7 protein-coding genes and 1 pseudogene are annotated in these 12,938 nt (G+C 35.0%); 5 read left to right on the forward strand and 3 right to left on the reverse strand.

The annotated features are described in order from the left end of the window. Positions 1-132: 132 nt before the first annotated feature. Positions 133-804 carry a hypothetical protein gene (locus LEP1GSC049_RS212190; protein ID WP_004752939.1) on the reverse strand — a complete coding sequence of 224 codons (672 nt, stop codon included), beginning with the start codon at positions 802-804 and terminating at the stop codon, positions 133-135. A 1,014-nt stretch (positions 805-1,818) separates the two neighbouring features. On the opposite strand from LEP1GSC049_RS212190, the gene LEP1GSC049_RS212185 reads away from it, so the two are divergent. From LEP1GSC049_RS212185 to greA, 5 genes are all read left to right on the forward strand, one after another. Further along, complete coding sequence (locus LEP1GSC049_RS212185; protein WP_016560905.1) at positions 1,819-2,958, forward strand: LIC10775 family protein; 1,140 nt, start codon at positions 1,819-1,821, stop codon at positions 2,956-2,958. Between the two features lie 3 nt (positions 2,959-2,961). Continuing rightward, entirely contained in the window at positions 2,962-3,771 is an 810-nt protein-coding gene (locus LEP1GSC049_RS212180; protein WP_016561001.1) for a hypothetical protein, read from the forward strand. Between the two features lie 1,776 nt (positions 3,772-5,547). Then, positions 5,548-6,267: a flagellar filament outer layer protein FlaA2 gene (gene flaA2, locus LEP1GSC049_RS212175; RefSeq protein WP_001227585.1), complete on the forward strand. Its 720-nt coding sequence runs from the start codon at positions 5,548-5,550 to the stop codon at positions 6,265-6,267. Positions 6,268-6,290: 23 nt separating this feature from the next. Next, positions 6,291-7,238 carry a flagellar filament outer layer protein FlaA1 gene (gene flaA1 / locus LEP1GSC049_RS212170; RefSeq protein WP_004753217.1) on the forward strand — a complete coding sequence of 316 codons (948 nt, stop codon included), beginning with the start codon at positions 6,291-6,293 and terminating at the stop codon, positions 7,236-7,238. Between the two features lie 197 nt (positions 7,239-7,435). Beyond that, positions 7,436-10,216, forward strand: coding sequence for a transcription elongation factor GreA (gene greA, locus LEP1GSC049_RS212165; RefSeq protein ID WP_004757086.1), 2,781 nt, complete (start codon positions 7,436-7,438; stop codon positions 10,214-10,216). Positions 10,217-10,733: 517 nt separating this feature from the next. Here greA and LEP1GSC049_RS212160 read toward each other — a convergent pair. Both LEP1GSC049_RS212160 and LEP1GSC049_RS2000000227580 read right to left on the reverse strand, forming a co-directional pair. Beyond that, positions 10,734-10,985 carry a hypothetical protein gene (locus LEP1GSC049_RS212160; RefSeq protein WP_004752868.1) on the reverse strand — a complete coding sequence of 84 codons (252 nt, stop codon included), beginning with the start codon at positions 10,983-10,985 and terminating at the stop codon, positions 10,734-10,736. An 867-nt stretch (positions 10,986-11,852) separates the two neighbouring features. Continuing rightward, positions 11,853-12,648, reverse strand: a pseudogene (locus LEP1GSC049_RS2000000227580) (IS5 family transposase). Positions 12,649-12,938 lie beyond the last annotated feature (290 nt).

The raw sequence follows: 12,938 nt of genomic DNA on the forward strand, positions 1-12,938 counted from the left end.
AACCTCAAAGAATTTTACGCGATAACTTTTTATAAATTTCTAATAAAATGTAGTAGTTCTTACAAATTAAGTGTATTTAGCAATTTGCAAACTTTCTAGTAGTTCTTACATTGGACGGTTTTGGGACAAGTTCTAAATTAATTCTATAGGATTTAAAAACGCCCCTCTCCATTTATTTTTTTCTATTATTTCTTTTACTTTTTCTGAAATAAGAATTGGCCGGTTAGCGCTACCTCCGCTTCCAAACCATTCATTGGTTCTAACAAAATCAGGCATGTTCATGAAAATATTTTTTCGGAATTTCATTTTTTGGTCTTGTGGAAAATTATACTTTTTCTGACCGCAAAATGGTCCTTTTAGTGATTCGCTATCAATAGCTTTTAAAAAATTTAACATTTCTTTATCTTTCGGCATTTCACATATTTCTACTTCTAAGTTATCATCAATCAAACCTTGCGGCAATAGTGTATCAACATGTAACTGATACAATGAATCGATTTGTATTCCCGATTTATGAATAACTGGATGAGAAAAATATATTCCCGTTAAATTATTTTTTTCAAATTCATTTTTCACATGTTCACGAATAAAGATCTGGTCAAGAATCCAATTTAAACCAATGAATTGGCTATGCTTTACTTTTGGTTCATTCCGAAAACGAAAAGAATTAGTTTGGATTTTTCCAATGTCACAAGTGGGACAACCAACATTAGGTTTATAAGTTAAAGTTAAAAATCCAAAATCTTTTTCAGGTTGTGGATATCCAAAGTGTCCCGTTGATATATAATACCATTGTTTATTCATGTTAAAATATTGAATAATTATTATATTTGAATATAAAAAATTTTAGAAACTAGATTTTGGTTATATGTCAAGTTTGAACGCTCGGGGATTTTCTAGTATTGTATAAGAGGCGGCGCAATTTTGAATTCCCGAATTTACCTGCACTTTAATCCATTTGAGATTTTTATAAAGGTTCATGTTATTTTCAAAACTTTAAGTAGCTCCTCAATACTATTCTAATAATTATTTTTTTCATAATTTCAGATTATCTAAATTTATTTTAAAAGTTTATTGTCTCAAATGAATCAGATCACCTCTTTATTTATCTTTTATATTCATTAAAATAATTTATTTGCTTGTAGGATAGATAAGATATTGAAGGTTATATCTTTCCATCAATCTAAATATTATCTCGCCGTTAATTTATTATAGATAGTATATAACTATATTTTGATGTAACTATTTGTTTGTGCATATTTTAACTTGAGTTCTTAAAGGAAATAGGAAATTCATTTTATAAAATAGTGACCTCTATTTAATCCAAACAGAATGATGTCCAATCAAATTTAGGCATGAAATTGCTGTTTTACAGACATCAATTGGATTGAAAATTTATTGAATAGAAGTTGGTTCTTTTAAAATATTATTAGCTCCTATAAAATTGAATGTTGAAAATGTTCATCGTAAAGAATTGTTTGAATGTGAGATATTGGGTGCTTTATTATATAGTTTTAAGTAGCAAAATTTTGATGTATCATGTTCAAACGATTTAAAAATGATAGTATACTTTTAAATACTCCTAAAACGAAAAAGTGTAATCGAAAAAATCGCTTTTTGTATTCTACAACTTATAAAAATTGTATGGCAGCGTAAAATATTAGAGTTGTTGAAAAATGAATTTTCTATCTGTTTCTATTTTATGCAAATCGGTAATTGAAGCAGTTTTGTTAATCGGCACTATGGACTTTTTCTAGGGAATGTGATTCTTTTTTCATAATGTAAACTTTTAGATTTAAATATAGATGGTGGATACAGTTGTATCAAAGAATTAGAATATTCAGCTTTTTAAGTATATTAACTCTTTTTCTTTTTTTTCTGCCGATCTTGGCACAAATGCAAACAAAAGAAAACTTTACTCGACTTTGGGCTCAAACACAAACTACAAATTCCGATCCTTTGCTTCGGGGTAACTGGTATGAAGATCAAGAACAAGAAGAGGCTGTAATCTATAACAAAGTGATGAAGTATTTCCGACCTAATGCCCATTTTGTTTGGAAAACGGATCTACACGGAAGAAACTATAAGTTTTACAAAGATGGAAAAGTCGAGTTTTTGGTGGATCGGGATTTTAAAGAGGTGTTTCCGGATGTTTCCGAATTGGACGTTCATCTAAGTGAGGCAAAAGTATTGGCGGAACACAGTGAACCGTATTCCGCGATTCGTTTATTAAAAGGAATTGGACTTTGTTATCGGTTTCAATTTGGAAAACTTGTACCAGAGGGATACAGAAATGCGACAGAAGAACTGAATCGACTGGCCAGACACATGACCCACAAAAAAACGGACGTGGATAATCTTACCGATCCGTATGGTTGCGTAAAAAAGAATATTCTAAAAATTGAAAGTGATCAGTTCCGATTCTCCTTGGAAACTGTAAATGATTGGAAACATTTTTTCCCAGAACCGGAAACTCCGGAAAGTGGAACTGAAGGAGATCATATTTGGAAGGTTAGAAGGTTTTATCAATCGATTGAGTATGATGGATCTGTACAAAACAAAAACAAAGAGGAATGGGAAAAAGTGTATCGTTCCCAAGCCGAAAAATTTCTTAACTACAGACCCGATCGAATTCTATTTACGATAGGGCTTTCTTATCATCCGGTTGCGGCGATTTATACTTCTAAAAATTATTTTCAACTTTGGGATCTCAAACGTGGAATCAATCCTAGAACAATTCGGGAAACAAATTTTAGAAGAAAGAAGGAAGACGATTCTTATACGACTCGTTTTGAAATTTTTCACAAAGACGGAAGAAAGGTTCCTATGATCGTTTTAGAAAAATATTATTTAAGAGAAAATCGTGGTCTTTTGTTTTCTGTTTCAGGACCGGAGGCGCAGACGGATCGAATTCGTCAAATCTGGTTGCAATTGAATCAAAAACTGATCGTCGAATGAATTATGATTTTTGCTCTCGTAAAAATGGGAGATCGTCCATTTCCTCCTGAACCGTCTCCGCAAAATGTAACTTGGCAGTTATTGCTGATCGGGTTTGGTCTTGTAAATGGAATGGCGCTTTTATTCATACCTCTTGGAATGTATGGTTCCGTTTTTTTCACCATCATTTGGCTTTTGTTTTTATTTCTTCCTTTACTTTTTCTAGTCATCCGTCTCAGTACAAAATTTGGTAACCTTCTCTACGTTGCATTGTTTTTAAGTCTTTTGTCAGCGGGAGTTTCTTCACTTTACATCAGTCATACGATAGGATTTTTTCTAGGAATTCCTATCGGAAAAAATATGGATCTTTCACAAAGAGGAGAGTTTGGAAAAAATCGAATTTTGGTATTTAGAGAAGTAAAAATTCTTCCGGACTATATCTATTCTAGATCTGCCATTAGCAAGTCGAAGGCGGAACCACAACTTACTAAAACGATTTATTTTCCTGTCGCCCCATTAGTTTCATCAAGTTGGAAAGAAGGTGACCCGGTTCACGTTTGGGTCGCTTGTGAGAAAATGGAACTTCCGACTTGTAATTGGGGAAGTTCCGTCTTTTTTTGGGGCGAGAATTTAAAAAATCATTCCTTGTATCCTTATTATAAACTTTCCGTTCAGGATGCAGGAAGGATCTATAAACTTGCAGTTTCAGAATACCCTACAATTTTTAGGCCGATCACAGATCCAGAAAAGAAACTCGTTCGAGCTGGAATGTACGGACTATCTGGACTTTTTTTTCTCAATTATTCTTGGTTTATTTGTATCTTTTTAGGTTAGTTTTTTGAAAAAAGAAAATGAGTTTTAAATTTATATTTTTTGAATATAATATTTTTTTGTAAAAATTTGTATTTAAAAGCGTAAACTGAGTGCCATAAATTTTGTTATAATGTCCTGTTTCACGCAAAATACCAGGTACTTTATTTTTAGGTTTTATGGAAGTTCTGCAAATTTAAAAATCATCAGAAATAAAAAACTACAATAACGGGTTTTATAATAAAAATTTGAGGTACTATTTTTTTAAGGATCAGTAATAGATCTAAATCCATTCAAGAGAATTTTCTAAAACGTCAGAGTTCCCACAAAAATCGTCTCTTTATTGTTTCCTCCATACTTTTTATACGATTTCAAACATTCTAACTGGTTCTAATTTCGGGGTTAAGTTCAGTTCCTACATTTATAAATTTTTAATAAAATGTTAAAACTTATAGTTTTGAAGTTTTATGTGAGTTCCCACACTTAGAAGTTCGAATGGGTTATCAGTTTTAAATTCATTTTTGGTGCGATATTTTTTTGGCAAAATCTATCGAGTTTGGGTCCAAAAACTTAAAGATTACTGATGAAAGAATTCGGAAAGTTCGCAGATCTGAGATGATATTCTTGAATCTACGAAGTCAAGAAGGCGAGAGATTGATTACTCTCGGAACACTTCCCAAGGAGTTCGATAGGTTTTGCCTCGATCCATAATAGATGAATCTACCCATGTGTGCGCTTAAACAAAGAGTGATGCTCTAAGTTCAGGAAGTAAAACACTTTGGTTTCAAAAAAATGTGGGAACTACCGCACGCAGATCACGATTTTACGAACAAATTCTAGAATTGTAGGAATTCATACTTTTAGAAAATTCTTTTCATTTTCTAACGTCGAACTCGCATTAGTTAAAAATTCGTAATGCGACTTAATCTGTGGGAACTACCGCAAACTTAGATTTTACGAACAAATTCTAAAATTGTAGGAACTCATACTTTTAGAAAATTCTTTTCATTTTCTAACGTCGAACTCGCATTAGTTAAAAATTCGTAATGCGACTTAATCTGTGGGAACTACCGCAAACTTAGATTTTACGAACAAATTCTAAAATTGTAGGAACTCACTTTTAGAAAATTCTTTTCATTTTCTAACGTCGAGCTTGTGTTAGTTAAAAATTCGTAATGCGACTTAATCTGTGGGAATTACCGCAAACTTAGATTTTACAGTAAAATAAAATGTGGGAACTCTCACGTTTTGTTGAAAATTAAAGAGAAATTCGATTCTAAGATTTTACAAAAGGTTCACGTAGAAATTAAAACTCCATTCTTCTTGAATACTAGTATAGTGTGTCTTGCCGACCATACTTTTTATCCTTTTGCACGCCGTGTCCACACATTCGGGAAGAGGTTGAAAACGAATACCTTATTTTTAGATTTGAAAGTTCACTTTTGAGTTTGTCCCAAAATCACTATAAAATCCTAAAAGAAACAAAAAATTAAAGAAGCCAATGGTTTTTGGGACGGTCTATGAATGAAGATTTTCGCTTTTAAATCTTTTAAAAAAAATCACGAATTGTTAAAAAACTTTTTCGTTTGCTAATTTTGATCCTTTATCTTCCGATATTTATACAGAGACGGGTAGTAGAATCGGATTTCTTAAAATTCTTTTTAAAAGAATTGGAAGAAGGAAACATAAAACGATTCGGGTCCAAACAATTCTTTCACACTTTTTAGAAGTGGTTTCAAGAGTCGGACCTTGTCTCTAAACGATTTTTTATTTTGTATTTTGTAACCAGGAGAAATTCTCATGAGGAAGAAGATCATCTTACTTGCCGGACTGCTCTGCATTCTTGCAGTACCAGGTGTCTATAGCCAGCAGACCGGAAACAATCAGGCTGGTGGGAATCAGCAAACAGGGGCAAACCCGGATCCTCTTGAAAAACTCATATTAGAGAATTTCGAAGAGGCCGAAGACTGGAGAGCAAAATCAACAACTCCTCTCGGAGAAACAAAGGTTCTCAAAATGGTTCAAAGAGGACTGATAAGAGACGTGTTCGACGAAAACACGGTTCCGGATAACGGAGGAGATCAGATCGAAAAGAATCATATCCTTGGAGTAAAAACAAATTATACTGTCAGAGGATTTGATAGAGTGGAAGTATTTCCTCCTCATGAATACGTAGTAAAAGGGAAAGCTCGTCAATTATCCATCTGGGCTTTGGGAAGAAAGTTTCGTCATACTCTTTTCGCTAAACTAAGAGACTACAGAGGAAACACCCACAATATACGATTAGGAAGATTGGACTACTTCGGTTGGAGAAAACTAACCGCTACAATTCCGGGTTTTGTGCCTCAAAGTACAAGATTCGCTCTTTTAGATAAGAATCTTCATTTTGTATCTCTATTTGTAGTCAGCGACGTTCACGAAGTGGGAGGACAATTCTACTTTTATGTGGACGATTTGGAAGTTCGTGCCGATAAATCGGATGCGAAGTATCCTGGATCGGAAATTAAAGATAATTGGTAATCTTCGGGGAAAGGAAAGTAAACATGAGAAGATTCATGAACTCGTTCAAAATCACTGCGGCTCTAACTACGATTTTAGGAGGAGCCATTCTATTAGGAATCGTGAATGGACAAAACATCATCAAAGGCAAACGTGGAATCGATACCGCTACAGGAATCGACGTAAGTGGTTTGGAGCTTAGATCTATTACGGTGGAATCTTGGGATAATCCGGCGCCTTCGGCTCCTTATGGTTGGGAAGTTACTACCGATAAAGATACACAACCACCACAAGGCGGACAACAGCAAGCGTATCAAGCGACTGCGCAAAACGCTCAAGCTCTAAGAGAAGTAAAACTGATTTCCGGTAAACCTGGGGATATAAAGAATGTAGACGCAGGAACCGCAAAAGTTCTAGGAGTTAAATTTCAATTCACTTATCCAGGTGAGAATTCTGTAACGATTCGTCCACCTCGAATACCCGAATACGAAATACTTCGTACTAAAGCATTTCTAGATGCAAATAATCAGAAAAAAGTTTCTAAAATCTACGGAGTGGAATTTCCGGGTGTCAGTAAGGCGATGTCCGTTTGGGTTTGTGGAAGAGGAAACGAATACAATTTAGAAGGTTGGATTGAAGATTGGAAAGGGGACACACACATTCTTCAATTTGGATCTCTCGATTTTATCGGATGGAGACCATTGACCGTTTATATTCCTCAAGGAGTTCCTCAGGATGTAAATTCTTATCCACAAGTGAAGACGATCGTTTTCAAACAATTTAAAGTTCGTTCTCGTCCGGATACGAGCGGAGAAACTGTATATCTTTTCTTTGACGAGTTGAGAGTATTGTCCGATGTGTTTGAAGTTCACTTCGACGGAGCTTCTATCGATTTCGATGATGAAGATTGCAGAAGCAAACATAAATTGGATAAGATGCTCAAGACCAAAGTCGAAAAAGAATGTGGTAGTGGTGGCACTGCAGGCAAATAAAAAGTTTTTGTAAGAAAAACGGGATATTTTTAAATCCCGTTTTTCCTTTTCTGAGGCTTTCTCCTTCTCTCTAAATTCTGGTTTACGGATAAGCCAACTCGCCTATAATTGATAAATACAGGGCTGTCAGAGAGGAATTTTACCCCAAACGTCCCAATTTTCATCATCAAGCCGAGACTCAATCGGTGGAGTATCCTATGTCTAACGAAATATCAGCAACTACGGAATCCAGACCGGCTAACGATCTGGATAAGCTGACATCTCTTTTCAACGAAGAAATTTATGTTCGCACCGATGCGAATTCCATTCCTGCATCCAAGTTCAAGATTTTTGACGATCTCATCGAATTTTATAAGTCAGCCGGAAAAATAGACGAAGCAAAACGAAAAATCGAAGAATATCTTTCTGAACACGAAGATAGTATATCCGCAAGATATTTACTTGGGATTCTTTCTTTGGAAAGAGGGGAGATTAGCGACTCCGGTCTATTAAAAAATCTATTAGAATCTTTTAAAGTAGCCGGTAAGTGGGCGATCATAGAACATATTACGGATCAAATCCTGAAATATGGAGATCAAAGACTCGCGCTTAAATACAAAGCGGAGGCTCTTGAAAAATTAAAAAAGAATAAAGAGCTTAAAGTCGTATTAGAAAAACTTGCAAAACACGATCGTAAAAACCCTGAAATTTTAAAAAAATATGCCCTCTCTATTTTAGAAGAAAATAAAGAGAAAGCGATTACGTATCTCAAACAAGCGATCGAAACATTTGCTAAGACAAAAGACTACGTTCAGTTAGAAGAGATTTGGTCGATCATCGTAAATAATAATCACGAGGACCTTCAATTTTTCGAAAGAATTGAAAGAATCATGTTAGGTCATCGCGAAAGAACCAGACTCGTAGGTTATCTTTATCCGATCGTGGAACCTTATAAACAGTTGGAAGACTGGGACAAGGTGATTTATCTTTTAAAAAAGATTTTAGAACACGAAGCTTCTTCCAACAAAGCCAGAAACGAACTTATCAGAGCTTATAAAGCAAAGTATGTAAATCATTCCCTTTTGGAAGATTTTCTCAAGATGTCTGAGATCGGTAACAATAGAAAGCCGATCAAGGTATGTATCGCAAACTTCGAAAGGAACATCGTATTCGATACCAACAACTACGTTCTCCATAGAAACTGGGGCGTGGGGAAAATAACTTCAATTTCGCCTAACGGAGATTCTATTTTTGTAGATTTTAAAGATAAAAAGGATCATAAACTTTCAATTCAGATGGCGATTACCAGTTTAAAACCTCTGAAAAGAGATCACATCTGGGTAAAATACTACGAAAATAAAGACGAGATTACGGAATTATTTAAAAATAATATTCCCGATTTTTTTAAGGAACTTTTGACTTCTTTTAACAATAGAATGTTAACCGCGGATATTAAATCGGAGGTTTCCGGAAAATTTCTTCCGGTTGCAGAATGGTCTAAATGGTGGAACAAAGCTAAGAATATCATTAAAAAAGAACCTAATATCGGATTTGATCCAAAGAAAAAAGATGAATTAGTATATCGTGAAAAAGCGATTTCTTTGTCGGAAGAATTGTCGGAGAAGTTTGCTCACCAGACAGATGCAAATAAAAAACTAGATATTGCAATGGAAGCTTTGGATAACCGAGAAGATGCCGAAGGAGCCATTGAAACTTTCAATCACTTTTATTATGAAGAAGAGGAAGCGGCTGATCCGGTTCGTAAGATCGTAGCGTTTTTATATTTGCAAACTGCGTCGGAAGAACTCGGAGACGAGGAAATTCCAAGACATCTGAACGAATCTAAAATTGCAGAGTTGATCAAGTCTTTATCGGTTAGTTCTTTAATCGAGGTTTCCACTAAAATCGGAAATGCGGAAATCAAAAAGGGTTACGTAAACTTAGTTCGTAAGCACGCTCACAATCCGGAAGAGGTTTTGACCGGAATTCTTTTTGAAGTTCCGATCAAGGTGAATAAATACGTATTCTCCATCTTGGAAGAAGAGGGTAAGTTTGATCTCCTCAATTCATTTATTAAATCCGCAGGTGTGAGAGCAAAAGAAACTCCTGAAGTTTTTATTTGGGTCGCTAAGTCTATTCTTACCAAAGTTTGGGAAGGAGAATGGCTTTTATCTTCTAAACAAGAAGAACGTCTTGAGTTGATCCTCAAGGTTTTCCGTATGTTTAAACCTCTTGCTAAAATAGAGGATAAGGGAACTAAACTCAAGAATGCTTGTAAGGAAATCCTACACGGTAACGACGATGAGATTTTACGCGAGGCGATCCATTCCGGAAATTCTGAATATATCCGTAAGTTATACGCCCTTTATAAAGAAGTTCCATATTTTACAGATCTTGAAAAAGAACGTCTGTATTCTTTGATTGTCGAGTTGAAACCTGATGTCGCTTGGGAAGAAGATGAAGACGAGGATGAAGAGGACGACGACATTCTTACTCGGATTCCTGAAGGTGCGATTTTAGTTACGAGACGTGCACTTAATCGTAAGAAGGAGGAATTTGAACACCTCTTGAATGTAGAGATGCCGGAAAATTCCAAAGATATTGGAGAAGCTCAGGAAAGAGGGGACTTGCGGGAAAACGCTGAATATAAAGCCGCTATGGAAAAACAAGTTCAATTGCAAGCGGCTATCAAAAGATTGGAAGCGGAAATCAAAAGTGCGATTATTTTGGATCTTACCAACGTCAAGACGGATAAGATCAACATAGGAGTTACCGCAAAACTCAAAAACGAATCCACAGGGGAAGTCGTGGCTTATTCCATTTTAGGCGCTTGGGACGCTGATACAGAAAGACATATCATAAGTTATCAGTCTCCACTGGCTAAGTCTTTGCTTGGTAAAAAAACGGGGGATTCCGCCGTTTTAAATCTTACCGGAGCGGAAACTCGCTATACGGTTCTGGATATTAGTAGATTTTCTTTACAAAACCAAGAAAATTAGAAAATATATTCGGAAAATCGAATGTATTAAGAAATCCCGAATCGTTTTCGATTCGGGATTTTTTTTGTCTGTCGAAAGACTATTTGAAAGATCAGTGCAACACGTTTTATAGAACGCGTTGTGTTTTACTCAGAAATACATAATAAGTATCTATTTCTATTTAATAATTTGCGCTTTAACCCTGTAGTTCAGTAGAAAGAAAATTTGTGCAGATAAAAGAACTCAATGCAACAGCTCTTGAATGCCAATCCGTAGAGAGCGTTTTGCTGAGTTTCAATTCTTTCGGAATTTCCAAACTCAGGTGTTGCTTTTTATGAATCGTAGCATAATAATCGCTTTCGCATTGAATTCTATCGAGCTTACGTGAAAAGGTACTTTATGATAGACATTTAGTACTCAATTTTATAGAGATCAGTAATAAAAAGACTTCTCTCTAAAGCATCAGCCACTCAAAAATACTTTATCATTGCTTAAAATGTCGAATTCTAAGATATTTTTAAGATAGATTCTCTATTTTTTATGCGGTTTTACTTTTGTAATCTTCCACATTTTTATTTGTATTCATCAGAGTTATTTCTGTTGGAAGAATATGTCGTTGTATATAAATGAGTAGTTCTTCGGCGTTGAGTTTTTGTATCATTGTTTCCGGAATTCGGTTCCAGCACTGATCGAATACCGTTCTTACATTGAGTCCTTTCGATTTTAGTTCTCCTACTTGATCACAGAGGAAACGTATTTTCACCCGATCTTTTTTGATTATGTTTGCCATTTTTTTCTCCTTTTTCCTGATTTCCTGTTTTCTTAGGATCTACATTAAGATTCTATAATACGTGAATTCTAATTTGCGATTATGAAAGTGATCCGACAAATTGAAATGTAAAAGTAATTTTGCCTTTCGAGATTCATCGCCCCGTGTTATTTGGAATCGATATAATTCTTTCAATCGATTGTAAATGAACCTCCAGACAAAAATCCTATCATATAAGTTTATTTAGACGTTTTTTTTGATAAAAATGTTTCGAATCGATTTTTTGGTTCTATTAAAACGATTTCGAATTTTCGAATATTCTTACCTATTTGGCACCAATTTTTTTCTCTGAGTTATGATTTAAACGTGCTACTTGAAGCTATATAACAGAGGTTAACATTTTTCACTCAACCAAATAGTTTTGCGATTAAAATTCAAGATACTCAATTGTATAAGCGTCAGTTACTCATTTTAATGGAACGGATCTTTAAAAAAAAATTGTCAAGTTTTGTTTTATCCAGTTTTATGATCCCAAAAAATACGATGACTTCTAAGGAGGTAGTTGGATTTAAAAATGTGAGTCTGGTCTAATTCGATGCGAAAGCGATTGAAGCGTAGAAGAACTCAGTAGAATGTTCTCTACTATAACCAACCCCACAAGTATTTGGATCTCAATATAAATCTGTCGGAATTACGATAAATCCTCTGTAAAATTTACACCTGCAAGTGATTCATAGAGAGCGTTACATGAGTTTTCCCTAATTTTGGGAAGAGGAAAGTCTTGGGGGACTTTTCCCTATCAGAAAAACATACTTTTTGCAAGTAAAAACCTCATTCTTGTCGGAACACTTGAAAAATGTGTGTTCAGCTTTAGAGCCGGTCTCAAAACTACCTATCAAAAAAGTTAAAAGCAATGATAGAGCTTGCGAGATAAAGAGATGCAAGATAATTTTCAGATTTTCTTTCCCAACGAATTAGGATAGCCCTGAATCGATTGTGCCAACTGTTAGTTCTTTCAACGACCCCTCGTCTAGGTTTTCCTTTATATTTACCAATGAGAGGCTTCTCACCTTTTTTCCGAATATGAGATTGAATGTTTCTTCTTTTGATTAAAACTTCTATATCTTTGAAATCATAACCTTTATCTAAACAAAGATGTTTTGGCTTCTTTCTTCTTTTTCCGGAAAATATTAGGATTGAATTCAACGTATCCTTTACACCGTGTTTGTCATGAACGTTAGCTCCAGTCAACGTAATTGCCAAAGGAATTCCATTTCCATCTGTAAGAATATGCCGTTTAACCCTAATTTGGCACGGTCTGTAGGGTTTTTCCCAGTTAAGCTCCCCCTTTGGGAGCTTTAACCATTGCTGAATCCATCGAAGCCCAGTCCCATGCTATCTGATTCTTTACATCATAATATTTTAAAATAGATTTATAAATCTTTTTGAATACTCCTGCTCGTTCCCATTCTTGAAATCTTCTGTGACAAGTTTGGCCAGATCCAAACTCATTCGGAATGGCACGCCACTGACAGCCTGTTTTCATTCGATAGATGATACCTGCCATTACTAATCGTGTTGGTACTCGATTGCGACCTCCTTTCGGATTTACCTTTTCTTTCGGGATCAATGGGGCTATTTGTTTCCAAAGTCCATCCGGTATCTCTGAATAATATTTGTCCATTTCACAAGTAAATAATTACGATTCAAAAGTACAACCAGTTTTGAGACCGGCTCTTAGTTCAATTGTAAAATGTGGTAGTTCCCACAAATCACGTCATATGAACATTCGAACATTTTTCATTGTTCTTAAACGCTTATGAGAGTTCCTACATCCGAGATTTTGAGGCAGATTCTAAATTACTGATCAAATAGAGATTGAATGAATTAATGTGAATTCAACGTAAGAAATTCATAATTCACTTTTCTAAAAAAAATTGGGATCTGAATTTTACAGATGTGGGAACTACCGCA

The sequence above is a fragment of the Leptospira kirschneri serovar Cynopteri str. 3522 CT genome (assembly GCF_000243695.2).
Lineage (GTDB): Bacteria > Spirochaetota > Leptospiria > Leptospirales > Leptospiraceae > Leptospira > Leptospira kirschneri.

What these genes read in the sequence shown, in the direction of transcription:
- LEP1GSC049_RS212190 (WP_004752939.1), bottom strand. Translation starts at nt 804, where the DNA reads ATGAATAAACAATGGTATTATATATCAACGGGACACTTTGGATATCCA.
- LEP1GSC049_RS212160 (WP_004752868.1), bottom strand. Translation starts at nt 10,985, where the DNA reads ATGGCAAACATAATCAAAAAAGATCGGGTGAAAATACGTTTCCTCTGT.
- LEP1GSC049_RS212180 (WP_016561001.1), top strand. Translation starts at nt 2,962, where the DNA reads ATGATTTTTGCTCTCGTAAAAATGGGAGATCGTCCATTTCCTCCTGAA.
- flaA2 (WP_001227585.1), top strand. Translation starts at nt 5,548, where the DNA reads ATGAGGAAGAAGATCATCTTACTTGCCGGACTGCTCTGCATTCTTGCA.
- greA (WP_004757086.1), top strand. Translation starts at nt 7,436, where the DNA reads ATGTCTAACGAAATATCAGCAACTACGGAATCCAGACCGGCTAACGAT.
- flaA1 (WP_004753217.1), top strand. Translation starts at nt 6,291, where the DNA reads ATGAGAAGATTCATGAACTCGTTCAAAATCACTGCGGCTCTAACTACG.